The sequence below is a fragment of the Bradyrhizobium sp. KBS0727 genome (assembly GCF_005937885.2).
Classification (GTDB): domain Bacteria; phylum Pseudomonadota; class Alphaproteobacteria; order Rhizobiales; family Xanthobacteraceae; genus Bradyrhizobium.
This window is the reverse complement of record NZ_CP042176.1, coordinates 842,248-867,512: the sequence shown is the minus strand read 5'-3', so window position 1 is coordinate 867,512 and position 25,265 is coordinate 842,248. Positions and strand designations below refer to the sequence as shown.

The following is a 25,265-nucleotide window of genomic DNA, read 5'->3' as shown; positions in this document are numbered from 1 at the left end:
TCGTGGGGCGCGCGTTCCGAACCGGACCTTAGCCGGTTCCATTACTCCCGAGGCAGCAAATAACGGGTTGGGCGATACGACCTGATGTCACTGCTTCGCGATTTCCTTCGCGACTTCCTTGGCGAGCTGTTCTCCCATCAGGCGATGCAGCAGATTCATTCCCTTCAGCGGGCGCACCATGACCTTGAAATGAATGATGCGGTCATCGGCGCTGAAGGTGATGATGTCGACGCCGTTGATCTTGATGCCTTCGATCTCGTTTTCGAATTCGAGCACCGCGCCGGTGTCGCTGCGCCATTCTCCGACATATTTGAAGCCCGGGCCGCCCAGCACCTTCTCGGCGCTCGACAGATATTTGAAGGTGATGTCGCGCCCGCGTTGCGGGGTGTGCACGACCGGGCTTTCGAACACCGCGTCGGGGTGCAGCAGCTCCCACAGCGCCGCGTGGTCGTGGGACTTCATGTAGCCGTACCACTTGTCGAGTGCGGTCATGGTCATCATGTCTCCTGCGCGGGCGATGACGGGCTCCGGGACGCAGTCCGGCCCATTATGCGCGTTGACGCATATGCAACTTTATGCATAATGTCAACGCTGCTCATAGCCGAAAGACCGTCCGGAGGTATTTTCTTGGCCCTTGGCGACGCAATCCTGGCCTGCCTGACCGAACGCCCGATGACGGGCTATGAGCTCGCCAAGACCTTCGATTCGTCGATTGGGTTCTTCTGGAAGGCCAACCACCAGCAGATCTATCGCGAACTGACCAAACTTCGCGATCGCGGTCATATCCAGGGCCGCGAAGTCGTGCAGTCCGGCAAGCCCAACAAGCTGGTCTACACCCTGACGCCGGAGGGCCGCGCCGCGCTGCGGCACTGGGCCGCCCGGCCGAGCATCCCGGCCTCGATCAAGGACGATCTGCTGGTGCGGCTTTATGCGCTCGACAGCGTCGACCTGGAACCGTTGCGCGCCGACCTGATGGCGCGGCTGGAACACCACCGCGACCGCTGTTCCCGCTACGAACGGATTCTCGGCAAACGCTTCCCCGACGGCACGGCTTCGCCCGCCGACATGGGCAAGCTGCTTTCGCTGCGCCTCGGGGTCCGTCACGAGCGCGCCGTGGTGGAATGGTGCGAGGAAGCGCTCGACGCACTGTCGGCCGGCACCGTGCGGACCAACGTGGTGTCGATCGGGGACGGCCACCGCGAAAACGGTTAGAGCGTTTTCGAGCGAAGCATGCCCTCGGACTTGATCCGTGGGTGGACGTCGGTTCGCGTAAAGAAAACGCGTCAAAACAAACCAACCGAGTTCTAGATCAGCCACTTTGCCCTGGCCCGGGCAACTTTACTGACCGGCCACCCCAATCCTTAACCCGTTATTTACCGTAACGCGAAAAAGTCAGGATCTGAGGCAGACGACCTGCGCGGAATTCGATTGTCTCTTGGTGGGGACGCGCGGGGAGGCTGATGGCGCAAGTATCGCGCCGGAGTCGGAACCGGACCTGAGCATGAATTCGCGCGTATCGTGGAGTGTTGACGGCATCGATCCCTCGGTTCGCGAAAGGGCCGAGGCAGCCGCGCGCCGCGCCGGCATGTCGCTGAGCGAATGGCTCAATTCCACCGTCGGCGAACCCGTCGGGGCCCCTTCTCGTGAATCCCACGATCAAGGCCCGACGATGCCGAGCCAGGAAAGCCGCGACGTCGCCGACATTCACCAGCGGCTGGATTCCATCACCCGGCAGATCGAACAGATTTCAAAGTCCGCGCCGCGCACTGAAGCGCCGCGTGGCGAAGCCATGCGTGCCGAGCCGACGGTGGCCCGCCAGCTCAACGACGCCATTTCCCGCCTCGATGCGCGGCTGTCGCAGATTTCGAGCGCCGGCGCTGCCCGCCAAGCTCCTTCCCAGGTCCCGCCGCAGGACCGGCAGGTCCAGGCCGCATTGGTCGAGCGCGCCGCAGCCCAGGTCTATCGTCCCTCGCCGCCGCTGAGCCCGATCTCGTTCGACTCCGCGATCGCCGAGATCGCGGCGCGACAGAATGAACTCGACGGCTCGCCCCAGCAGTTGCCGCCACGCAGCGCGCCGCCGACCGCGCCGATGGCGCCGCCGCAGGCCGCGGGTCCGGACTTTTCCGCGCTGGAACGTCATCTGATCAAGATCACGAGCCAGATCGAGTCGCTGCAGAACCCCGATCACGTCGAGGCGTCGATCGCGGCCTTCCGCGGCGAACTCGCCGAGATCCGTCACGCCATCACCGAGGCGATGCCGCGCCGCGCGATCGAATCGATCGAGAACGAAATCCGCTCGCTGTCACGCCGCATCGACGACAGCCGCCAGAGCGGCACCGACGGCCATATGCTGCTCGGTATCGAGCGCGCGCTCGCCGAAATCCATGGCGTCCTGAGCAAGCTGACCCCGGCCGAGCAGCTCACCGGCTACGACGAGGCCATCCGCAACCTCGGCGCCAAGCTCGACCTGATCCTGCGCTCCAACGACGACCCGTCGACCGTTCATCAGCTCGAAGACGCAATATCGGCGCTTCGCTCGGTGGTTTCCAATATCGCCTCCAACGACGCGCTGGCGCGGCTTTCCGAAGACGTGCATTCGCTGTCGACCAAGGTCGACCAGATCGCGCGCGCCGAGGGCAAAAGTGACTCCTTCGCCGTTCTCGAGCAGCGCATCGCCTCGCTGACCTCGTCGCTGGAAAGCCGCGAACGCCCCGCGGCCACTGAGCCTTCGGAATATGTCGAAGGCGTATTGCGCTCGCTGTCGGAACGCCTCGACCGCATGCCGGTCGGCAACGACAACGCGTCGGCGTTTGCCCATCTCGAACAGCGCGTGTCCTATCTGCTGGAACGGCTGGAAGCTTCAACCGACCGCGCCTCCGCGCCCTCCGTCGATCTCGGGCGGGTCGAGGAAGGGCTGCTGGACATTCAGCGCTCGCTGGAACGCCAGCACGCCAATCTGGTCTCGCTCGCCGACACCGCCCGCAGCGGCGGCGCGCCGGCGATGGATTCCGGCATCGTCGATGCCGTCAAGCGCGAACTGTCCGACATCCGCTACAGCCAGTCGGAAACCGATCGCCGCACCCAGGACTCGCTGGAGACGGTTCACAACACGCTCGGCCACGTGGTCGATCGCCTGGCGATGATCGAAGGCGATCTGCGCGCGGTCCGTGCCGCGCCGATCGCGGCCGAACCGATGGCCTCGCTTGTCCCGGCGGCCATCGCGATGCGCGAGGAAGCCCCGCGCCCGGCGGTGCCGCAGCAAACCTCCGCGCCGATGCCCTATATGCAGGCGCTGACACCGCAGCCGAAGCCGGAACTGCCGAATCCCGCTTCCATGCAGGAGACCTTCGCCGCCGCCCCGCGTGAATTCCACGCCGCGCAGCCGTCAGCGCCGCCGTTGCCGCCGCGCGCGATCAGCGAAATCCTCGAGCCGCATGCTTCGGCGCCGCGCGCTGCGATCGCGCCGGACTTGCCGCCGGATCACCCGCTCGAGCCGGGCACACGGCCGGCCGCGCGGATGTCTTCGCCGTCGGAGCGGATCGCCGCTTCCGAGAGCGTGATCAACGAGATTACGGCAGGGCCGAAAGAACCCGTCAGTTCATCGAGCTTCATCGCCGCCGCCCGCCGCGCCGCGCAAGCCGCCGCCGCCGCCGCTCCCGTCAATGAGAAGGCGGCCCGCGCCGCAGCGAAGGCTGCTGCCAAGGACAAGGGCGGCGACAACAAGATCAAGATCGGGGCGAAGCCGTCGCCGCCGGGTGACAAAACGCCGTCCAACGTGACCTCCCGGATCCGCTCGCTGCTGGTCGGCGCAAGCGTGGTGGTGATCGTGCTCGGCACCTTCAAGATGGCGATGTCGCTGCTCGACACCGGCAACCCGCCGCCGATGCCGGCAATGGAAAATTTGGCCGAGCCGGCCGCGCCGCCGTCGGCTCCGGTGGAGAGCAGCGGCACGCCGGCAATGCCGGCGCCGGCCACCCCCTCGCTGATGTCGCCGACCCCGACCGACCGGCAATCGAACAACACATCCGCGCCGAACACGCTGGACAGCGCCCGCGTCGTGATCCCGCCGCAGGCGCAGCCTTCCCCGGCCCCGGTGCCGGCCGGCGACGTCACCGGCGCGATCCCCACCGTGCAGGGCTCGTCAGGCAAATTCGGGGTGGTGCAGGTGCCGCCGAGCGAGCGGCTGCCCGACGCCATCGGCGGTCCGGTGCTGCGCGCCGCCGCGATGAAGGGCGATCCGACCGCGGCCTACGAGGTCGGCGTGCGCTTTGCCGAGGGCAAGGGCATTACCGCGAACCTCGACGAAGCCGCCAAATGGTACGACCGCGCGGCGCAGGCCGGCGTGGTGCCCGCGATCTTCCGGCTCGGCACCTTCTACGAGAAGGGCCTGAGCGTGAAAAAGGACGTCGATATCGCGCGACGCTATTACCTGCAGGCGGCCGAACGCGGCAACGCCAAGGCAATGCATAACCTCGCCGTGCTCGATGCCGATGGCGGCGGCAAGGGCGCCAACTACAAGAGTGCGTCGCAATGGTTCCGCAAGGCGGCCGATCGCGGCGTCGCCGACAGCCAGTTCAACCTCGGCATTCTCTATGCCCGCGGTATCGGCGTCGAACAGAACCTCGCCGAATCCTTCAAATGGTTCAGCCTCGCGGCGGCCCAGGGCGACGCGGATTCGAGCCACAAGCGCGACGATATCGCCAAGCGCCTCGACGCCCAGTCGCTGGCGGCGGCCAAGCTTGCGATCCAGACCTTCACGCCGGAGCCGCAGCCCGACGACGCCGTCAATGTGGCGACCCCGCAAGGCGGCTGGGACTCGGCGCCAGCGACGGCCAATGCGACCAAGCCCGCCGCCAAGCCGGTTGTGACCAAGCGCGCCGCGGTCACGCCGCGATAGCGCCGACATCCTCGGCCATAACGTCGTATACTGGAACCGGAATTCGGCTCCCATTCGGTTTGGCTTGCGACGAGGATCGATTGTCCGCGGACGATAATCAGGACGAAGAACGTCGTATCCGGAGGTCGCCGACGGGGCCTGCGGTCGCGACGCCGCGCATGCCGGCCGCTCCGCCGCCGGCGCCTCCCTTCCAGACCACCCGCCGCAAACGGAATTACTGGTCGATCGCCGTCTTTGTCCTGCTCGCTTCCGGCGTCGGCATTCGTGCCTACCGCGACCTGTCGCGGCCCGATGCCTGGGACTACTGGAAAGACCAGTATGTCTCGCCGAGCTTGACGGCCTCGCTGGTCGCCAAAGCCTACCTCGACAACTCCGATCAGGGCCGGCGCACGCTTTTGGTCAGCGGAACGATCGGCCCGGCCGCCGCAACACTGTTCCGCGACAGGCTCGACGAAGCCGGGCTCGCCGCCGGCGACCTGGTGTTGCTGTCGTCGCCCGGCGGCGATCTCAGTCAGGCCGTGATCATGGGCGAGATCATTCGATCGCGCGGCCTGGCGACGGCGGTCGGCACCACCGACGCCTCTGGCCGCGTCAAACCCGCTTATTGCGCCAGCGCCTGCGTCCTCGTCTACGCGGGCGGCAAGCCCCGCTTCGGGGTGCTGGGCTCGGCGCTGGGCGTCCATCGGTTTGTGACCACCAAGGTCACGAGCGATCCGGTCGCCGACACTCAGCGGGTCGCGGGCGCCGTCCTCGGCTACATGACCAAAATGGGGGTCTCGTCATCGGTCGTCGAGGCGATGTCCGAAACCCGGGACATCCGCTGGCTCGCGCCAAAGGACGCGCTGGCGATGAACCTCATCACCGATCCGCTCGGTAAGCCCTGAGGCCCACAGGCCCCGGGAGCGTTCGCGGCCCGTTAACCGCACCTGTTCACCACAGCCGAGAATGCGTCGAGCTCGGAGGCAAAAAATTGCCCTCCGGTGCATTCTTTGGTCCATCCTGCCACCGAATTCGGTTATGCAAAGGCCGCGGTAACCGGCTCCGCGCACGCGAATCGCGCGGCCTGCCGGATGCCACTACCGGCACCACCACAACCATGCCGTGAGCGGCCTCGGCGAGACCAGCGGCAGAACGAAAAAAAGCAGACACGCGTGCAGCTCTACCTTCCGATCGCCGACATTCCGGTCAATGTCTTCCTCATCCTGGCGATGGGCGCGGCGGTTGGTTTCGTCTCCGGCATGTTCGGCATCGGCGGCGGCTTCCTGATGACCCCGCTGTTGATCTTCGTCGGCATCGCGCCCGCGGTCGCGGTCGCCTCGGTCGCGAGCCACATCGCGGCGTCCTCGTTTTCCGGCGCGTTATCCTACTGGCGGCGGCGCGCCATCGATCCGCTGCTGGCGCTGGTGCTGTTGAGCGGCGGCAGTATCGGCACCGCGCTCGGCGTGTGGACCTTCACGCTGCTGCGTTCGCTCGGCCAGCTCGATCTGATGATCGCGATGTCCTACGTGATCCTGCTGACCACGGTCGGCGGGCTGATGTTCTGGGAAGGCCTGCGGGCGCTGTTGCGAACCCGACGCGGCGGCGCGGCCACGATCCGACGTCCCGGCACCCATAGCTGGATCCACGGATTGCCGCTGAAGATGCGCTTCAAGCGCTCCAAGATCTATCTGTCGGTGATCCCGGTCGTCGTCATCGGCCTGATCATCGGCTTCATCGGCGCGGTGATGGGCATCGGCGGCGGCTTCATCCTGGTGCCGCTGATGATCTACGTGCTGCGGGTGCCGACCTCGACCGTGATCGGCACCTCGATGGTGCTGACGCTGGTCACCATGGTGTTCGCCACCATGCTGCATGCAGTCACCAACCATCTGGTCGACGCCGTGCTGGCGCTGATCCTGATGGTCGGCGGCGTCACCGGCGCGCAGTTCGGGGCGCGTGCGGGCCAGAAAATCCGCGGCGAACATCTGCGGCTGCTGCTCGGGCTGTTGGTGCTCGCCGTCGGCGTCCGCTTCGCTGTTGAACTCGTGATCCGACCCGAAGACCTGTTCACGATCCGGGAAACCGGAGGCGCCGGATGATCGCGCGCGTTCCGCTCACGCTTGCCGGGCTGGTTCTGGGCGCTGCGCTGGCCGCGTCGCCGGCCCGGGCCGAGCGGCTGATCGTATCGGTGTCGAACCACCGCGTGACGGTGACGCCGAATTATTCCGGCGAGGAACTGGTGCTGTTCGGCTCGGTCGAAAAGGACGCCTCGACGCCGGCCGGCCGCAACAATTACGATCTCGTCGTGACGGTTGCCGGCCCGCGCGCCGACATGGTGACGCGCCGCAAGGAACGCAAGTTCGGGATCTGGATCAACACCGATTCCCGCCAGTTCCTGAAAGTGCCGAGTTATCTCGCGCTGTTTTCCAACCGGCCGTTCGACGCCATCGCTTCGCCGGAAGTGCAGCGGCGGCAGCAACTCGGACTGAACAATGTGCTGTTGACCCAGCGCGTCGGCCCTGACTATGCCGACGTGGTGCCGAACGATGCCTTCCGCAGCGCTTTCGTGCGGCTGCGTTCCGAGCACGGGCTCTATCGCGAGGCGACCTCGGCGGTGACGTTCCTGACACCGACGCTGTTTCGTACCGGGATTCCGTTGCCCGCGGAAGTGCCGATCGGCACCTACGACGTCGAAATCAAGCTGTTCGCCGACGGTGCGCTGGTGACCAAGACCGATAGCGCGTTCGAGATCGTCAAGGTCGGATTCGAGCAATTCGTCGCCACCACCGCGCGCCAGAACGGCTTCGTCTACGGCCTCGTCACCGCCTTCATGGCGCTGATGACAGGCTGGATGGCCTCGATCGTATTCCGGAAGGATTGAGGTAACTCCTCATGGTGAGGAGGCGCGAAGCGCCGTCTCGAACCATGAGGCCCGCGGCCCATCCTTCGAGACGCGCGCGATGCGCGCTCCTCAGGATGAGGTCGGTGGGTGCGGCTTACTTGCCGCCAAAAAACATCCCCACGCCCATCGCCAGCACGCTCAAAAACATCGCCGCGGTCGACAGCCAGCCCAGCCAGTACAACGGGCCGGCGATCACATAGCGGTCCATCACGTCCTTGCGGCGTGCCAAGAACATCAACAGCACCATGACAGGAACGGCGAGCACACCGTTGACGACGGCGCTCCAGTACAGCGCCTCGATCGGATCGATCCTGGTGAAATTGAGTGCGATGCCGATCGCGGCCGACAGCGCCAGCACCGAATAGAACGCGATCGCTTCCTTTGGCTTGCGCGCCAGCCCGACCGGCCATCGCCGCCCTTCGCCGACCGCATAGGCGGTGGCGCCGCCAAGCACCGGGATCGCCAGCAACCCGGTGCCGACGATGCCGAGCGCAAAAATCACCTCGGCGAACTGGCCCGCAATCGGCCGCAGCGCTTGGGCCGCCTGCGCCGAGGTCTGGATGTCGGTCTTCCCCGCCGCATGCAGCGTGGCTGCGGCGGTGACGATGATCGCCAGCGCGATCAGGTTGGAGAACGCCATGCCGACGATGGTGTCGGCGCGGATGCGGTGGAATTCTTTCTGTGCGCCGTAATGCTTGTCGATCAGCGGTTGCTTCTTGACGTCAACGCGCTGGTCTTCGGCTTCCTGCGAGGCCTGCCAGAAAAACAGGTAGGGCGAGATCGTGGTGCCGAAGATCGCCACGATGGTGGTGAAATAATCCGCACTCCAGGTCAGGCGCGGCACCAGGATGCCGGTCAGCGCCTCGCCCCACGACACATGCGCGAACGCGAGCGCTGCGACATAGGCGAACAGGCTGAGCGTCATCCATTTCAGCACCGACACGTAACGCTTGTAGTCGAGAAAAATCTGCGCCACGACCGAGGTGACGCCGTAGAACAGCACGTAGATCATGCCGGGCCCGCCGACCAGGAGCCTGGTGGCGTCAGCCATGGCGCCGAGATCGGCCGCGATGTTGATGGTGTTGGCGATGAACAGCAGCGCCACCACCACGTTGAGCAGCCACGGCGAATAGTGCCGGCACACATTGCCCGAGATGCCATGCCCGGTGACGCGGCCAACCCGCGCGGAGATTTCCTGGATCGCGGCCATCAGCGGAAACGTCAGCAGCATGGTCCAGCCGATGCCGTAACCAAGCTGCGCACCGGCCTGGCTGTAGGTGCCGATCCCCGAGGGATCGTCGTCGGAGGCGCCGGTGATCAGGCCTGGGCCGAGCGTTTTCAGGACATGGCGAAAACTGAACGGCTCATACGGCGCCACCTTCTGCGCCGGCTTTTCACTGCCGGCTGTCCTGCCTGTGTGGTGCTTCAGATTCGACTTCCTGTGATCTGCCATGCCGGTCCAGCCGCAGCGACAACGAACCGGACATGATTCTGTTCCGGACCAGGAACTTGCCCGAGGACCCGCTGGCAGACAAGTAGCGGCCGACGTCCCCTACGCGGGAACGAAGGGCTCGATGACGGTCACCACGCCCGGCTCCAGAATTCGCAGCCGCTGTCCGAAGCCCAGCGTATCGAAGGTGGCGCGCAGATCACCGGCGCTCTGCTTGAAATGCTTCCATCCATCGGTGTGCAGCGGCACGATCACGGCGTCGGGAAAGGCGCGCGCGGTTTCGATGGTGTCGTTGGTGTCCATCGTGATGTGGAAGGGCCCGCGGGTTTGCGCCGCGCCGGCAAACGGCAGCACAACGCCGGCCTTGAAGCGCTTCGCCACCTCGGCGACGCCGTCATACCAGACGGTGTCGCCGCTGATATAGACGGGACGGCTGCCAGGCCTGTTCGAGGAAACCACGAAGCCGATCACGTCGCCGGCCAGCGGCTCGATCCCGGCCGGCCCGTGACGCGCGGGCGTCGCGGTGACCGTCAGCGAGTGACCGTTGGGGCCGGTCAGCTCGGTGACCTCCCAGGGCGCAAAACCTTCGGCGTGGCCGCCGAGACGCTTCGCGCCGATTTCCGTCGTCAGCACGCGCCGCGCATGACTTAGAAACGCCCGGCCGGAATGATCGAGATTGTCGGAATGCTGGTCGTGGCTGAGCAGCACCGCGTCGACCTCGCCGATCGCTTCCGCGCTCAGGGCCGGGCCGGTCAGCTTCTCCAGCTTCACATGCGGCAACTGATAGTCGCCGGGCGCATCGAAGGTCGGATCGGTCAGCAGGCGAAAGCCGTCGATCTCGATCAGCGCGGTGGGGCCGCCGATCAGGGTGATGGAAATAGCCATGATTTTCTCCTTTACTTGAACGTTGGCTGCGAGCGGCCGGTCGCCGTCGCGGGGCGGGTCACCAGATAGATGCCGAGCGCGACCGGAACGATTCCGAGAACATCGCGAAATTCGACGTGCTCGCCGAGCACGAGAAACGCGAACAGCATGCCGAGCGGCGGCATCAGGAAGTGATAGGCGCTGGCGGCCGTGGCGCCGCACGTCTTCAGCAGGTGAAACCACAGCAGGTAAGCGAGGATCGATCCGCCGAACACGAGGAACGCAAAGGCGCCGAGCAGCCGCGCACTCGGAACGATCTCGCTGACGTCGGAGAACGTGAACGCGATCGGCAGCAGCACGATCCCGGCGGCGAGATTCTGCACGCCATTGCCGACCCAGAGACTGCCGTTCGGCGCCAGCACCTTGAACAGGATGGTGCCGACCACGATCGAAGCCAGCGAGGCCAAGGTGAACAGGATGCCGTGCAGGCTGTCTGACCCAACCGACATGCGGTGCCAGACGATGAAGCCGACACCGGTGATGCCGAGCACGAGCCCGGCCACCTTGCGCCAGGTCAACGCCTCGCCGAGAAACAGCGCCGCCAGTGCTGCGGTGAACACCGGATTGGCGCTGACAATGAGGCCGCCGAGGCCGGCGGACACCGTCTTGAGCCCGGTGTAACCGAGCCCGAGATAGAGCGCGTTGTTGGCGACGCCGAGAACAGCAAACACCGCGGCATCGCGCCAGGTCAGCGACGACCACGCTTCGCCGCGCAACGCCGTGATGGCAAGAATCACAATCCCCGCCAGCGAAAACCGCGCCGTCAGCAGGATCAGCGGCGGACAATCGGTGACGCCGATCTTGCCGGCGACGAAGGCAAAGCTCCAGAGCAGGCAGAACAGCGCGATAATGAGCGGCAGCGGGTTGAAGCCGGCGCGGGGAGCCGCGACCGAGGGGGCGAGCGACATGGGAAGTCTCCTTTCCCCTCAGGTAGGCCCTCGACTTGATATTTGGAAATTAAATGATAAACTTAGTATCAGTGGATTTATAAATGGAGCATCGCAATGCTCGATCTGGAGCTGCTGCGCAGTTTCGTCTCGGTGGTCGATGCCGGCGGTTTCACCCGCGCCGGCGAGCGCGTCCATCGCACCCAGTCGACCGTCAGCCAGCAGATCAAGCGGCTGGAAGACGATGTCGGCCAACCCTTGTTGAACCGCACGGCCAAGGAGGTCACACCGACGGAAGCCGGCGAGCGGCTATTGTCCTACGCGCGGCGGCTGCTGGCGCTCGCCGAGGAAGCCCGCGACGTGATGGCGCGTCCGGGCAGCGAAGGCGCGGTGAAGCTCGGCATCCCCGAGGATTTCGCCGCTTATCGCCTCGCCAAATTGCTGGCGACATTTTCGCGGTCACGACCGGGCCTGCGGCTCGATGTGCGCGCCGACCAGAGCACCTATCTGCGGCGCGATATCGAACGCGGCGAGCTCGATCTCGCGCTGCTCAAGCGCGATGCCGGCGAGAAGGGCGGCATCGCGGTCTGGCCCGAACGCGTGCACTGGGTCACCAGCAAGACCCACCCGATCGACAGCAAAACCGGCTCGGTGCCCCTGATCGGCTTTCCGGCCGGCTGCCTCTATCGCTCGCGCGCGATCCACGCGCTCGAAAGCGCGGGGCGATCGTGGCACATGGCCTATACCTCGTCGGGCCTCGCCGGCATCCAGGCCGCGGTCGCCGCTGGCCTCGGCCTGAGCATCCTCTCCGACATCGCGATCCAGGCCGATCATCGCGTGCTCACGGCCAAGGATGGTTTTGCGCCGATCGACAAGACGGAAGTGGCACTGGTAGCCTCGCCCGACGCCAGCCCGGCGACGTTGCGGCTGGCCGATCGCCTGGCTGAGTTCTGCGATACGGTGCAGGCGAAGGCGGCGTAATCTATCGAAGCGGGGTAACCATGAGCGAGGCTCGCAGAATAATCAGTCTGATGCTTGCTCTGGCGTTGATGATCTCCGGGCTCGGCTTTCTTTTTTACTTTGCGGCGTTCTCGCCCGTCTGGAGTTGGTGGATGATCACGGGGTCCGGGTTCTTGGGAACCGTCGGCGCCTATTGGCTCTACGAAGACTTCATCAATGCGACACCTAACGACCGAACGTAGCGGCCACATCGGTGGTTGAGAGCAGGTCGCCTCAATAACACCGCGAAGCGGCGATCGCGTGCAGCTTGTTGTCGCCGAGCACATGCGCCATCAGGCCCGGCGCGCGAAAGATTTTGGCGAAGGCCGGATCGCGGATGCTCAGCCCGCCGGTATAGGCGCCGAAGGCCGGCATCACCGCGCGCTCGCCGTCGGATGCAAAACATCTGCGTTCGATCGAGCGACCTCGCGTCGGCACCCGCGCCTTGGGATGCAGATGGCCGGCGATTTCGCCGGACACGCCGGTCGGCTCATGGCGAAACACGATCGGCCCGATCGCGACTTCGCTTGCGACCACGCCGCCAAGATCGGACGGCAGGTGCGGATCGTGATTGCCCGAAATCCAGATCCAGTCGCGCCGCGCCTGCATCGCCGTCAATGCCGCGCGATCAGGTTCCGACAGCCGTTCATGGGCGTTGCGGTCATGAAAACTGTCGCCGAGCGCGATCACCATGCGGGGATCATGCCGCGCGATCACGGCGGCCAGCCGGCTCAACGTTGCCACGGTATCGTAGGGCGGCAACAGCACGCCGCGCGCGGCGAAGCTGGAACCCTTTTCCAGATGCAGGTCGGAGACCACGAGCAAACGCTGCTCCTGCCAGAACAGCGCGCCGGAGAGATCGGCGAGGAACATGACGTCGGCAATGGCAACCTTCGAGACGCGCATATCCTGATCGTATCCCGAAACCTGCGCCGTTGCCGTCACGTTTTATCCTGTCGCCTCTTTGACCAGCTCATCGGCGGCTTCCGCCAGCAACTCGTCGGCCGCCTCGCCATAGACCTGTTCGCGGCCGATTTCCAGCATCACCGGCACCGCCAGCGGCGAAACATGGTCGAGTTCCCGATGGGTGATTCGCCCCTGAATTCGCGAGAGCATATCACCCAATCGCTTGAGATCGAGCAACCCGGTGGCGGCATCGGCGCGGGCGGCACGCAACAGCACATGATCGGCCTGATGCTTGCGCAGCACGTCGTAGATCAGGTCGGTCGAGAACAGCACCTGGCGGCGGGATTTTTCCTCGCCGGTGAAACGCCGCGCGATCAGGCCCGAAATGACGGCGCAGGTCCGGAACGTGCGCTTCATCAGCGCGGATTCGGCCAGCCATGCCTCGAGATCGTCGCCCAGCATGTCCGGATCGAACAACGCGTTGAGATCGAGCTTGCCGTGGCGGATCATGAACGACATGTCGCCGAGACCCCACACCGCCAGCGCATATTCATTGGCGACGAAACCGAGCGGCCGGACCCGCATGCGCTCCATCCGCCGCGTCAGCAGCATACCGAGCGTCTGGTGCGCCAGCCGTCCCTCGAACGGATAGCAAACCAGGTAGTGCTTGTTGCCGCGCGGAAAGGTCTCGACCAGCAGTTCGCGCACGGCCGGCACCCGCGAAAAGCTCCGCTGCAGCGACAGCCAGTCGCGCACCTGATCCGGCAGCGCGTTCCACTGCCGCCTGTCGTCGAGCAGCTTGCGGACGCGTTCGGCCAGATAGGTCGAGAGCGGAAACTTGCCGCCCATATAGGACGGCACCTTGGCGTCCTTGTCGTTGGCACGGGAGACGTACACGTTGTCTTCGGCGAGCGCTTCGTAGCGCACCACCTCGCCGCCGAACACAAAGGTATCGCCGATCACGAGGCCTTCGATAAAGGCTTCCTCGATTTCGCCGAGCATCCGCCCGCCGCGCCCCAACGCGCCGGTCGAGCCCGAGCCGCCGCCGCGCGAGCGCACCAGCTTCACCTTCAGCATCGTGTCCTCGACGATGGTACCGACGTTGAGGCGATAGCTTTGCCGCACCCGGGGATTGGCGACGCGCCAGCGGCCGTTCTTGTCCTGCTTGATGCGCGCGAAACGCTCATAGCTCTTCAGCGCATAGCCGCCGGTGGCAACGAAATCGACCACGTCGTCGAAATCGGTGCGCGTAAGGCTGGAGTAAGTCGCCGCCGTCAGCACTTCCGCATAGAGCTCGTCGGAGAGGAACGGCTCGCCGCAGGCGCAGCCGAGCACGTGCTGCGCCAGCACGTCGAGCGCACCTGTTCGTAACGGCGGCGTATCCTGCGCATTGTCGGCAATCGCGTCGATCGCGACCGCGCATTCCAGCACCTCAAACCGATTGGCCGGCACCAGCACGGCGCGCGAGGCTTCGTCGATGCGGTGGTTGGCACGGCCGATTCGCTGCATCAGCCGCGAGGCGCCCTTGGGCGCGCCGACATTGATGACGAGATCGACGTCGCCCCAGTCGACACCGAGATCGAGCGACGAGGTGCAGACGACGCCGCGCAGCTTGCCGGCCGACATCGCGTCCTCGACCTTGCGGCGTTGGGCGACGTCGAGCGAGCCATGATGCAGCGCGATGGCGAGGCCGTCCTCGTTCATGCGCCAGAAATCCTGGAACAGCATTTCGGCCTGGCTGCGGGTGTTGACGAAGATCAGCGTCGTCTTGTTGTGCTTGATCAAGTCGTACATTTCGCCGAGCGCGTGGCGCGCGCTGTGGCCGGCCCACGGCAGCCTCTCTTTGGTATCGAGCATTTCCACGATCGGCGCCGCGGCGCCGCCCGCCACCACGATGTCGGCGGACACTTCCTTAGCCTCACGCTGCGGCACCAGAAACCGCGCCAGCGATTCCGGCTCGGCCACCGTTGCCGACAGACCGATGCCGCGCATGTCGGGCGCCAGTTTCCAAAGTCGCGCCAAACCCAAAGACAACAGGTCGCCGCGCTTGGAGGTGACCAGTGCGTGCAGTTCGTCGAGCACGATCCGCTTCAGCGAGCCAAACAAAAACGGCGCGTCGTCGGACGACAACAGCAGCGCCAATTGCTCCGGCGTAGTGAGCAGGATGTCGGGCGGATAACGCCGCTGCCGCTGCCGCCGCGATACCGGCGTGTCGCCGGTGCGGGTCTCGACCTTGATCGGCAGGCCCATCTCGGCAATCGGCGCCTCCAGGTTGCGCGCGATGTCGACCGCGAGTGCCTTCAACGGCGAGATGTAGAGGGTGTGCAGGCCGCCGCTGCGTTTCACGCCGCGGCCGGTGGAGATGAGTTCCGAGCGCGACGACGCGAGCCGCTCCCCTCCTCCCGCGCGCGTAGCGCGTGGCGGGGAGGGGTCGGGGGTGGGGGGCGTTTCGGTAGATTCGGTGTCCGCATGATTCGCGGAGAGACCCCCCACCCCCGACCCCTCCCCACCGCTTCGCGGAGGGAGGGGAGATGCGCGCATTGGCGATGAGCGCTCACTCAACTCCACCAGTGTCGGGAGAAATCCGGCCAGCGTCTTGCCGGCGCCGGTGGGGGCAATCAGCAGCGCCGAGCGGTCGTCGCGGGCCTTGGCCAGTAGTTCGAGCTGATGTTCACGCGGCGACCAGCCGCGCGAGGCGAACCATCGGCGAAAACGGTCCGGCAGCAACGCAGCCGTTTCAAGCGGCGCAAAAGGCAAGGGATCTGATGACGGCACGCCCAAGAGGTAAGCGGTCGGGGCGGCTTCGTCGAGGGCTTGAATCGCCTCTCCCCGCGAAGAGCGGGGAGAGGGAGCGGCCTGTTACTCCGACACCGCCTTCTCGGAAATCTGCCATTCCTTGCCGTCGAAGATCGAGATGTGCAGCGTCTTCATCGGCGAGTAGTCGTCGGGGGTGTAGCTGAAATTGATGTCGTCGAGGAAGAACGGCGAGTGGAAGCCGGCCAGCGTCGACGCCTGCTTCAGTACATTGGCGCGGGTCAGGTCGTCGCCGCAGCGGCGCAGGATTTCGCCCATCGAGACCGCCTGGCCGTAACCGGCATAGGCGATGGTGTTGTCCGGATCGACCGTCGGCAGATATTTGGCGCGCAACGCCTCGAACGCCATCACGTCCTTGTCCTTTTCCCAGCGGCCGGGGCCGGCCTCCTTGGAATAGCGGATGGCGACGATGTCCTTGGCGTTCTCAAGGCCCGCGGCCCGCAGGATCGAAAGTCCGGTCGAGCCCGCCGACAACAATTGCAGCGGCTTCCAGCCGAGCTCCGCGACCTTGCGGATCGACTGCGACGACGCCTTGCCGGTCGAGATGTTGTAGAAGACATCCGCGCCCGACTTCGAGAGGTTGATGAGCTGGCTGTCGACCGTCGGCTCGGTCAGGTCGTAGGTCTGCTCGATGATGACCTGGGCGGTGCCGCCGGCGTCCGCCAGCACTTTCTTGAAGGGCCCAAGGAAATCGCGGCCGAAATCGTCGTTCTGATAGAGGATGCCGACCTTCGCATTCGGCTTGGTGGCGACGACGTGCTTGGCGAGAATCCGCGCCTCGGTCGGATACAGCGGCAGGCCCGCCATGGTCCATTTGTAGTTCTTCGGGTCGTTCCATTTCGAGGCGCCGGTGTTGAGCATCAGCTGCGGTACGCCCTTGGAATTGAGATATTTGTGCACGGCGGTCTGCGGCGCGGTGCCGAGCGAGCCGAACAGCGCCAGCACTTCATCCTGCTCGACCAGTCGCCGCGTTGCCTCGACGCATTTCGGCGGGCTGTAGGCGTCGTCCATAGTGAGGAACTTGATCTTGCGCCCGTTGATGCCGCCCTGCTCGTTCAGCATCTGGAAATAGGCCTCGCCGATCCGCCCGAGCACGCCATAGATCGAGCCGGGGCCGGAATGCGGCACGGTCTGTCCGAGCTTGATTTCGGTGTCGCTGGCGCCGGCATCGTATTTCTTCTCCGCAGCCCAGACGAACGGCGCCGGCAAGACGGATGCGGCGGCAGCGGCAAATGCGGTGGCGCCGAACTCGCGGCGCGTCTGTTTCTTGTTCATTGTTGTCTCTCCCTAGGTTGCGCGCATGATGAACATTCCGAACGCGTCGGCAATAGTGAATTTGCCGCCGTGGCGACCCGCGTAGCGCCTGGACTCAAGTTTTTTCGGCGATAACAACCAGGCCGGGCACGGGAACGTGATCTTCGTTGCGGGCGGAGCGATCCTCGCGCAGCGACATCGTGAGCCCGGCGGCCTCGACGGCCGCACGCACATATTCCGCGGCGTGGGCATAGCGCAGCCCCGCGCCGAGGACGACGCCCTCGCCGCCATGGGTCTCCGCGGTGAAGGCGAACAGGCCACCGGCGGCCAGCACGCGCGCGGCCTCCACCAGCAGCGGCGCAATATCGGCGACATAGACCATCGCATCGGCGGCCAGAATCAGATCGGCGCTGGCATCAGGCCTGCCGCGCAGGCCCTGCAGCATGTCGGCGACTTCGAGCTCGGCATAAAGGCCGGTGTCGCGCGCCCGCTCGATCATGCGCGGCGACAGGTCGACGCCGAAGAAATGATCGACTCCCTTGGCGAAGGCCGCGGCAGCCAACCCGGTGCCGCAACCGAGATCGATTGCGCGCCGGAAGAAGGCCGGCTTTCGCGCGGCCGCGCGCACCGACAGCACCGCCTTGAACAACAGCGCCGGGCCGCGATAGCCGAGGTCGCCGACCAGCGAGGCTTCGAACCGCGGCGCATATTGATCGAACAGCGCCTGCACATAGGCCCCCGGCATCCCGGACACGGGCGCTGCGCCGAGCCGCATCAGCCGCAGGCCGGCGCCATGGCGATCAACGGCTTCGCTGGCCTGCGCCGCACGGAACGCCGCGATCGCGGCCTCATGCTCGCCGAGCTGTTCGCGGAGTTCGCCGAGCGTGAACCAGGCCGAGGTGAACTTCGGCGCCAGTTCGATCGCCTGCGCGAGCAGATCGGCGGCGGCGGCGAGATCGCCCTTCAATTGAAGGTCGCGCGCGAATTCGAACCGGCGGTCGGCCATCAGATCGCCGGAGGAGAGAAACAGTCGCGCGGGCATCGGAACCACATTCATCATCGCCGGGGCTTAGTCGCTTGTGCCAACGGCGTAAACCCGCCTGTATCCCCGGTCATCGATTCCGGATTTTTCCGGAAGACCTATGCGCAGGTCAAGCCCGCGCAGGGCGACTAAAAGTCCGGACCAAAGGCCCTATATTACTCCGATGCGTCCGCAAGACCTCCTGCTGCCAGCTCCCGCCGGCTTGTGCTGCAAGCCGGGCGGCTTCCATATCGACCCGGTCCGGCCGGTCAAGCGCGCCGTCATTACCCACGGCCATTCCGACCACGCACGGCCGGGTCACGGCGCCGTGCTGGCGACGCAAGAGACGCTCGACATGATGCGGCTGCGCTATGGCGACAATTTCGCCGGTACCACGCAGGCGATCGCTTACGGCGAGGAACTGCGGCTCGGCGAAGTGACGATAAAATTTCACCCGGCCGGCCATGTGCTGGGCTCGGCGCAAATTGCGGTATCCTGCAAGGACACCTGCATCGTCGCGTCCGGCGACTACAAGGACGCCCCCGATCCGACCTGCACGCCGTTCGAGGTGGTGCCGTGCGACGTTTTCATCACCGAAGCCACCTTTGGTTTGCCGGTGTTCCGCCACGGCAACGCGGCGGATGAGGTGAGGAAGCTGTTGGCGTCGGTTGCGCTGTTTCCGGAGCGCGCGCATCTGGTCGGTGCCTACTCGCTCGGCAAGGCGCAACGCGTCATCGCGCTGCTTCGTTTGGCGGGCTACGACGCGCCGATCTATCTGCACGGCGCGATGGAGCAGATCACTTCCTATTATCAGAGCCGCGGCGTCGCGCTCGGCGAACTGCGCCCGGTCAAGGGCATGAAGAAGGCCGACCTCGCCGGCACCATCACGCTGGCGCCGCCATCGGCCACATCGGACATCTGGACCAGACGTTTTCCCGATCCGGTGACTGCATTTGCCTCGGGCTGGATGCGGGTGCGGGCGCGCGCCCGGCAACGCGGCGTCGAATTGCCGTTGGTGATTTCAGATCACGCCGACTGGGACGGGCTGACCGCGACCATTTCAGCCACCGGCGCCGGCGAGATCTGGGTCACCCACGGCCAGGAAGACGCACTGGTGCATTGGTGCCAGACACGCGGCCTTGCCGCGCGGCCACTGGCTCTGGTCGGCTATGGCGACGAGGACGAGCACGAGCACGAATCCGATAAGACCGCGGCCGACGAGGCCGCCGGCGAGACCGATGCATGAATCGCTTCGCCGAACTACTAGACCGTCTCGCCTACGAGCCCGGCCGCAACAACAAGCTGCGGCTGATCACCGGGTATTTTCGCGAGACTCCTGATCCCGACCGCGGCTACGCGCTGGCGGCGCTGACCGGCGCGCTGTCATTCAAGCACGCCAAGCCGGGGCTAATTCGCGACCTGATTACGGACCGCACCGACCCGGTGCTGTTCGGGTTGTCGTATGATTACGTTGGCGATCTCTCGGAGACGGTGGCGCTGATGTGGCCGAAATCTTCCCCCTCTCCCGCTTGCGGGGGAGGGCCGGGGTGGGGGTCTGGCCGCTTGCTCACTGGGGAGAAAGAGCCCCCACCCGGATCGCCCAACAGCGCAAGGGCGCTGTCGAGCGCTCCGACCTCCCCCGCAAGCGGGAGAGGTAAGGAAGATGCGGCACTCGCGCCGAACCGCCACAACAATCCACCTCCCCCCACCCTCTCCGAGGTCGTCATCACACTGCGCACCCTCGGCAAAACCGAACTGCCGAAACAGCTCACGCGCTGGCTCGACGAACTCGACGAGACCGGCCGCTGGGCGCTGTTGAAACTCGTCACCGGCGCGATGCGGATCGGGGTTTCGGCGCGGCTGGCGAAGACGGCGGCGGCCGCGCTCGGAAATAAGGACCCGCACGAGGTCGAACTGATGTGGCCGGGGCTTACCCCGCCCTATCTCGACCTGTTCGCCTGGCTGGAGGGGAAGGCCGACAAGCCGGTCAATCGCGATCCGACCCCGTTCCGCCCGGTGATGCTGGCGCATGCGATCGAGGATGCGGATTTCCCCAATCTCGATCCGACAGACTTCATCGCCGAATGGAAATGGGACGGCATTCGCGTGCAGGCGGTTTCGGGCCGCGACGAACGCGGCCATCTGCAGACGCGGCTCTATTCGCGCAGCGGCGAAGACATCACCAAGAGCTTTCCGGACCTCACGCCCTCGCTGCATTTGCCAGGCGCCGTCGACGGCGAATTGCTGGTGCTGCGCGACGGCCGCGTGCAGACCTTCAACGTGCTGCAGCAACGGCTGAACCGAAAAGTCGTGTCGCCGAAACTCATCAAGGAATATCCGATCCACCTCCGCGCCTACGACTTGCTCGCCGACGACGAGACCGATCTGCGCGAATTGACGTTTGTCGAACGCCGCGCGCGGCTGCAGGCTTTCATCAAAAAACTCGACGACCCGCGTATTGATCTATCGCCGACGGTCGCCTTCGATAGCTGGGACGGGCTGACGGCCGCACGTGCCGATCCCGCCAGCGCCGGTGCAGGTGAGGACGCCGACGCCGTCGAAGGCGTCATGCTGAAGCGGCGCGACGCACTTTATCTGCCGGGCCGTCCCAAAGGCCAGTGGTGGAAGTGGAAGCGCGATCCGCATTTGATCGATACGGTGCTGATGTATGCGCAACGCGGCCACGGCAAGCGTTCGTCCTATTATTCGGACTACACGTTCGGCGTCTGGACGAACGGAGAGGACGGCGAGCAACTGGTGCCGGTCGGCAAGGCCTATTTCGGCTTCACCGACGAGGAACTGCTGCAGATCGACCGCTTCGTCCGCCGCAACACCACCGAAAAGTTCGGCCCGGTGCGCCATGTCGTGCATGAGCCGGACCAGGGCCTGGTGCTGGAAGTGGCCTTTGAGGGGCTCGCCCGCTCGCCACGGCACAAATCCGGCGTCGCGATGCGGTTTCCGCGCATCAATAGGCTGCGCTGGGACAAACCGCCGCGCGAGGCCGACCGGCTGGAGACGCTGGAGCGGATGTTAAAGAATGTGACAACAAATTAAGGTGCCAACCGCGCATGGCTGCCATTGACGCCCCAACGCGGGTTCCCCATGTGCCCTGCCTTGACCTATACTGTGCGGGCAGAATCCCGCGGGAGAGACCGATGCCCAACGACGTCAGAGACTTGCCGGCCGGCAATGACGGCCTGTACCGCTTTCTCGGCGGCTCGCCGCTGTCGGTGGCGTTCCGGCTGATCCTGCTGTCGGTGCTGGTCGGCGTGGTGCTCTCGGTGATCGGGTTCGATCCCTGGAATATCCTGCACAGCATCCAGACCCTGTTCCGGCGGCTCTGGGATCTCGGCTTCGACGCCGTCAACTGGCTGTGGCGTTACTTCCTGCTCGGCGCCGTGATCGTGATTCCGGTCTGGCTGCTGTCGCGGATGTTCGGCGCGCCGCGCGGACGATAGACCTTCGAAAAGCGGGCAGCCGATGCAACTGCAATTCGTCGGCTGCGGTGACGCGCTGGGCTCGGGCGGCAGGCTCAACACCAGTTTCCACGTCACGGGCAGCCGCGTCAATTTCCTGATCGACTGCGGCGCATCGTCGCTGCCGGGGCTGAAGCGCCTCGGCATCATCAGCGACGATATCGACCTGATCCTGATCACCCATTTTCATGGCGACCATTTCGGCGGGCTGCCGTTCCTGCTGCTCGACGCGCAGTTCACGCGGCGGAGCCGTCCGCTGGTGATCGCGGGCCCGGCAGGCATCGAGGCGAAGCTGACCCAATTGATGGAGACGTTGTTCGAGCATTCCTCGAAAGCCAGGCCGCGCTTCGATCTGTCGGTCGTGGCGCTCGCTCCCGAACAAAGCCGGAGCTTCGGCGATATCAGGGTCACGCCCTACCCGGTGGTCCATGGCGAATCCGGCGGGCCGTTTCTGGCCTACCGGATCGAGGCCGAAGGCCGCGTCATCGCCTACAGCGCCGACACCGAATGGACGCAGACGCTGATCCCGGCGGCGCAGAACGCCGACCTGTTCGTCGCGGAAGCGTATTACTACGACAAGGTCGTCAGAAATCATCTCAGCCTGAAAACGCTGGAAGCGCATTTGCCCGAGATCAACGCCAAACGTCTCGTGCTCACGCATATGAGCGACGACCTGCTCGGACGGCTGCACGAGCTCTCTTATGTCACCGCCGCCGACGGCATGATCGTCGAGTTCTAGCCATGCATTCGCCCGCGGCTCCCTCGAAGGTCACGACAGCGCAGGTGTTCGCCATCGCCGGTCCGGCGATGGTCGCGAACCTGACCACGCCGCTGATCGGCATCGTCTCGACCACGGCGATCGGGCGGCTCGGCGACGCCACGCTGCTCGGCGGCGTGGCGATGGCCTCGGTGCTGTTCGACTGCATGTTCTGGCTGTTCGCGTTCCTGCGCATGAGCACGGTCGCCTTCACCGCGCAGTCGCTGGGCGCCGGCGAAACCAGCGAATTGCGCGCGATCCTGGTACGCGGCTTCATCGTCGCGGCGCTGATCGGCGCAGGGCTCATCGTGTTGCAGATCCCGCTGGCCACGGTTTTGCTGGGCGCGATGGGCGGCAGCGAGGGCGTCACCCGCGCCGCCAAAACCTATTTCACGATCCGGATCTGGTCGGCGCCGCTGGCGCTCGGCAACTACGTCGTGCTTGGCTGGCTGATCGGACAGGCCCGCGCCAAACTGGCGCTCGGCACCCAGATCACCATCAACCTCATCAACATGGCGGCGACGATGCTGCTGGTTCTGGTGTTCGACTTCGGTATCGCCGGGGCGGCGATCGCCGCCGTGATCGCGGAAGCGGCGGGGCTTCTGCTCGGCGTCGTGATCGCGCGTCGCCTGCAGGGGCAATTGGCGGTGGCGCGGGCGACGTTGTTCGACCGCGTCAAGCTGATGCGCATGCTCGCGGTCAACCGCGACATCATGATCCGCACCGCGTCGCTGATCACGGCATTCCTGTTCTTCACCGCGCAAGGCGCCCGCGCCGGCGACATGACGCTCGCGGCCAATGCGGTGCTGAACAATTTCCTTTTGATCAGCGCGTTCTTCCTCGACGGCCTCGCCAACGCCGCCGAACAGCTTTGCGGCCGCGCCTATGGCGCCCGCAACAAGCCCGCTTTCGCCGGCGCGGTGCGGCTGGTGCTGATCTGGGGCTTTGTCTTTGCGATTGCCGTCGCCGCAAGCTTCGCGCTGTTCGGGACCTCGTTCATCGACATGATGAGTGCCAACACCGAGGTGCGGCGGGTCGCCCGCGACTACCTGCCGTTCGTGGTGTTTGCGCCGCTGCTCGGCGTGTTCGCCTTTGCCTATGACGGCGTCTATATCGGCGCCACCTGGGCCCGTGACATGCGCAACCTGATGGTGCTGTCGCTGCTGGTCTTTCTTGCCGCCTGGTTCGCGCTGCGCTCGTTCGGCAATGCCGGACTGTGGGGCGCACTGCTGGTGCATTACGCCGCCCGCGGCGGACTCGAGGCGCTGCGCTATCCGGTGTTGCTGCGGAAGTCGTTTACGGCGTGACGGTTTGTTTTCCCCTTCTCCCCGTTCTTCACGGGGAGAAGGTCGGGATGAGGGGCTCTATCCACGCGTGAAGTTTATCGAGAGACCTATACCCCCTCACCCGGCGCTTTGCGCCTCCCCGCAAGCAGGGCGAGGTAAACAAGCCTTACTTCACCGGCCAGTCTTCCGCCGTAATCGTGGCAGCATCGGCGCCGACGATTTCGGAAAGTGAATCGCGGCCGGTGCGCAGCAAGGTCGAAGCCAGATCGCTCTTGATGTCCTCGACGAGACCAAGGCCCTTGTAGACCAGCGACGAATACAACTGGATCAGGCTGGCGCCGGCGCGGATTTTCGTCAGCGCGGCGCCGCCACTATCAATGCCGCCGACGCCGATCAGGGGGAACGCGCCTTCGGCCCGCACATAGGTCTCCGCCACCATGCGCGTCGACAGCCGGAACAGCGGCCGCCCCGACAAGCCGCCCTGCTCCCTGGCGCGGTTGGTCTCGCGCAGGCTCGAGGGCCGCGCCAGCGTGGTGTTGGCGACGATCATGCCGTCGACGCGGCGCGAACGGGCGATGTGCACGACGTCGTCGAGTTCGGCCAGACTGAGATCCGGTGCGATCTTCAGCAGCACCGGCGAATCGCCGGCGTTCTTGCGCACCCGCTCGCGCGCATCGATCACCTTGGCGAGGAGATCGTCGAGCGCGGCCGATTGCTGCAGATTGCGCAGGCCCGGCGTGTTCGGCGAGGAAACGTTGACGGTGAAATAGCTCGCGACCGGCGCGAAGGTCTCGATCAGCTTGACGTAATCGGCGACGCGATCGGGCGAGTCCTTGTTGGCCCCGACATTGACGCCGACGATGCCGCCCAGATGCGCGCGCGCGGCGAGCCGCCGCAGTGCTACTTCCGCACCGTCATTGTTGAAGCCCATGCGGTTGATCACGGCCTCATCGCGTTCGAGCCGGAACAGCCGCGGCCGCGGATTGCCGGTTTGCGGCTTCGGCGTCACGGTGCCGATCTCGACGAAACCGAAACCGAGCCGCAGCAGCGCGTCCGGCGCTTCCGCACTCTTGTCGAAGCCCGCGGCCATGCCGATCGGGTTGGGAAAATTCAGGCCGAACGCCCGCACCGCCAGTTTCGGGTCGTCACGGCGCGGTTTGGTCGGCGGCAGCAGCCGCAGGCCCTGGATCGCCATACGGTGCGCGTCCTCCGGATCGAACCAGCGCAGCAGCGGCAGCGATAAGGCGTCAAAGGCGCGGATCAAGGTTTCAGCTCCGGAATGTCGTGATAGCCATCGGACTGCGCCCGCATGTCGAGGATCGCGGTGACCGCGCCGAGATCGAGTTCGCCATAGAGGTGCGGGAACAGTTCGTCGTTGCGCGAGCGTTCCCAGCGCAAGGCATCCCCCAGCGCGTCGGCATCGACCGCGATCAGGAACAGGCCGGTCTGCCCGAAGTAATGCTTCCGCGCCGTCTCCGCGACCTGGGCGGCGGTAGAAAAATGAATGAAGCCGTCGCGCAGGTCGTCGGCACTGCCCCGGTAGACGCCCTGCCGTTCGGCCTCGCGCCAGGCCGAGGCCGGACTGATTTTGTAGATCGTGGGCACGGCGTTGCGGATTCCCTGCTTGTTGTTGTTACTCTTGGGATTTTCCCGGAAATTCCCCGGGGCAGGCGCAGACCGTAATGGCGGCAAGCCGCCAACTCAAGCGCCCGG

22 protein-coding genes are annotated in these 25,265 nt (G+C 65.4%); 12 read left to right on the top strand and 10 right to left on the bottom strand.

Annotated elements, in window-relative coordinates:
- Nucleotides 1–87: 87 nt before the first annotated feature.
- Nucleotides 88–498, bottom strand: a complete 411-nt coding sequence (locus FFI89_RS04050) for a nuclear transport factor 2 family protein (RefSeq protein WP_138833129.1) — start codon at nt 496–498, stop codon at nt 88–90.
- Between the two features lie 129 nt (nt 499–627).
- Here FFI89_RS04050 and FFI89_RS04045 point away from each other — a divergent pair, with 129 nt between their 5' ends.
- From FFI89_RS04045 to FFI89_RS04025, 5 genes are all read left to right on the top strand, one after another.
- The gene (locus tag FFI89_RS04045; protein ID WP_138833128.1) at nt 628–1,212 is read left to right on the top strand and encodes a PadR family transcriptional regulator; all 585 of its coding nucleotides are present in this window, start codon (nt 628–630) and stop codon (nt 1,210–1,212) included.
- A 289-nt stretch (nt 1,213–1,501) separates the two neighbouring features.
- Nucleotides 1,502–4,897, top strand: a complete 3,396-nt coding sequence (locus tag FFI89_RS04040) for an SEL1-like repeat protein (protein WP_138833126.1) — start codon at nt 1,502–1,504, stop codon at nt 4,895–4,897.
- Between the two features lie 158 nt (nt 4,898–5,055).
- The gene (locus tag FFI89_RS04035) at nt 5,056–5,781 is read left to right on the top strand and encodes a hypothetical protein (RefSeq protein ID WP_371722466.1); all 726 of its coding nucleotides are present in this window, start codon (nt 5,056–5,058) and stop codon (nt 5,779–5,781) included.
- Between the two features lie 267 nt (nt 5,782–6,048).
- Entirely contained in the window at nt 6,049–6,975 is a 927-nt protein-coding gene (locus FFI89_RS04030) for a sulfite exporter TauE/SafE family protein (protein WP_138833122.1), read from the top strand.
- The gene (locus FFI89_RS04025; protein WP_138833120.1) at nt 6,972–7,757 is read left to right on the top strand and encodes a TIGR02186 family protein; all 786 of its coding nucleotides are present in this window, start codon (nt 6,972–6,974) and stop codon (nt 7,755–7,757) included. Before FFI89_RS04030 ends, FFI89_RS04025 begins: the two co-directional genes overlap by 4 nt.
- A 115-nt stretch (nt 7,758–7,872) precedes the next feature.
- Here the strand turns inward: FFI89_RS04025 and FFI89_RS04020 are convergent, their stop codons facing one another.
- From FFI89_RS04020 to FFI89_RS04010, 3 genes are all read right to left on the bottom strand, one after another.
- Nucleotides 7,873–9,231, bottom strand: a complete 1,359-nt coding sequence (locus FFI89_RS04020; RefSeq protein WP_138833118.1) for an NRAMP family divalent metal transporter — start codon at nt 9,229–9,231, stop codon at nt 7,873–7,875.
- A 99-nt stretch (nt 9,232–9,330) separates the two neighbouring features.
- On the bottom strand, nt 9,331–10,113 hold the full coding sequence (locus tag FFI89_RS04015; RefSeq protein WP_138833116.1) for an MBL fold metallo-hydrolase: 783 nt from the start codon (nt 10,111–10,113) through the stop codon (nt 9,331–9,333).
- A gap of 11 nt (nt 10,114–10,124) precedes the next feature.
- Nucleotides 10,125–11,060, bottom strand: a complete 936-nt coding sequence (locus FFI89_RS04010) for a DMT family transporter (RefSeq protein WP_138833114.1) — start codon at nt 11,058–11,060, stop codon at nt 10,125–10,127.
- Nucleotides 11,061–11,156: 96 nt separating this feature from the next.
- On the opposite strand from FFI89_RS04010, the gene FFI89_RS04005 reads away from it, so the two are divergent.
- Nucleotides 11,157–12,020 (top strand): LysR family transcriptional regulator, encoded by an 864-nt coding sequence (locus FFI89_RS04005; RefSeq protein WP_138833113.1) that lies wholly within the window; start codon nt 11,157–11,159, stop codon nt 12,018–12,020.
- Nucleotides 12,021–12,040: 20 nt separating this feature from the next.
- Complete coding sequence (locus FFI89_RS04000) at nt 12,041–12,241, top strand: hypothetical protein (protein ID WP_138833111.1); 201 nt, start codon at nt 12,041–12,043, stop codon at nt 12,239–12,241.
- A gap of 31 nt (nt 12,242–12,272) precedes the next feature.
- Here FFI89_RS04000 and pdeM read toward each other — a convergent pair whose 3' ends face one another.
- The 4 genes from pdeM to FFI89_RS03980 form a co-directional block, all read right to left on the bottom strand.
- Nucleotides 12,273–12,944, bottom strand: coding sequence for a ligase-associated DNA damage response endonuclease PdeM (pdeM, locus tag FFI89_RS03995; protein ID WP_168213142.1), 672 nt, complete (start codon nt 12,942–12,944; stop codon nt 12,273–12,275).
- 42 nt (nt 12,945–12,986) lie between these two features.
- A complete protein-coding gene (locus tag FFI89_RS03990; RefSeq protein WP_246669357.1) occupies nt 12,987–15,719 on the bottom strand; it encodes a ligase-associated DNA damage response DEXH box helicase in 2,733 nt (910 codons plus the stop codon).
- Nucleotides 15,720–15,803: 84 nt separating this feature from the next.
- Nucleotides 15,804–17,033, bottom strand: a complete 1,230-nt coding sequence (locus FFI89_RS03985; protein ID WP_138833107.1) for an ABC transporter substrate-binding protein — start codon at nt 17,031–17,033, stop codon at nt 15,804–15,806.
- Between the two features lie 94 nt (nt 17,034–17,127).
- Nucleotides 17,128–18,054, bottom strand: coding sequence for a class I SAM-dependent methyltransferase (locus FFI89_RS03980; protein ID WP_138833105.1), 927 nt, complete (start codon nt 18,052–18,054; stop codon nt 17,128–17,130).
- 163 nt (nt 18,055–18,217) lie between these two features.
- Here FFI89_RS03980 and FFI89_RS03975 point away from each other — a divergent pair, with 163 nt between their 5' ends.
- The 5 genes from FFI89_RS03975 to FFI89_RS03955 all read left to right on the top strand — a co-directional run bounded on the left by FFI89_RS03975 (nt 18,218) and on the right by FFI89_RS03955 (nt 23,573).
- On the top strand, nt 18,218–19,279 hold the full coding sequence (locus tag FFI89_RS03975) for a ligase-associated DNA damage response exonuclease (RefSeq protein WP_138833103.1): 1,062 nt from the start codon (nt 18,218–18,220) through the stop codon (nt 19,277–19,279).
- The gene (locus FFI89_RS03970) at nt 19,276–21,087 is read left to right on the top strand and encodes a cisplatin damage response ATP-dependent DNA ligase (RefSeq protein WP_138833101.1); all 1,812 of its coding nucleotides are present in this window, start codon (nt 19,276–19,278) and stop codon (nt 21,085–21,087) included. The genes FFI89_RS03975 and FFI89_RS03970 overlap by 4 nt, the downstream gene beginning before the upstream one ends.
- A gap of 101 nt (nt 21,088–21,188) precedes the next feature.
- On the top strand, nt 21,189–21,491 hold the full coding sequence (locus FFI89_RS03965) for a DUF6460 domain-containing protein (RefSeq protein WP_138833100.1): 303 nt from the start codon (nt 21,189–21,191) through the stop codon (nt 21,489–21,491).
- 22 nt (nt 21,492–21,513) lie between these two features.
- Nucleotides 21,514–22,248, top strand: coding sequence for an MBL fold metallo-hydrolase (locus FFI89_RS03960; RefSeq protein WP_138833098.1), 735 nt, complete (start codon nt 21,514–21,516; stop codon nt 22,246–22,248).
- Nucleotides 22,249–22,250: 2 nt separating this feature from the next.
- The gene (locus tag FFI89_RS03955) at nt 22,251–23,573 is read left to right on the top strand and encodes an MATE family efflux transporter (protein WP_138833096.1); all 1,323 of its coding nucleotides are present in this window, start codon (nt 22,251–22,253) and stop codon (nt 23,571–23,573) included.
- 145 nt (nt 23,574–23,718) lie between these two features.
- Here FFI89_RS03955 and FFI89_RS03950 read toward each other — a convergent pair whose 3' ends face one another.
- Both FFI89_RS03950 and FFI89_RS03945 read right to left on the bottom strand, forming a co-directional pair.
- The gene (locus FFI89_RS03950) at nt 23,719–24,816 is read right to left on the bottom strand and encodes a quinone-dependent dihydroorotate dehydrogenase (RefSeq protein WP_138833094.1); all 1,098 of its coding nucleotides are present in this window, start codon (nt 24,814–24,816) and stop codon (nt 23,719–23,721) included.
- Nucleotides 24,813–25,157 carry a DUF952 domain-containing protein gene (locus FFI89_RS03945; RefSeq protein WP_138833092.1) on the bottom strand — a complete coding sequence of 115 codons (345 nt, stop codon included), beginning with the start codon at nt 25,155–25,157 and terminating at the stop codon, nt 24,813–24,815. Before FFI89_RS03945 ends, FFI89_RS03950 begins: the two co-directional genes overlap by 4 nt.
- Nucleotides 25,158–25,265 lie beyond the last annotated feature (108 nt).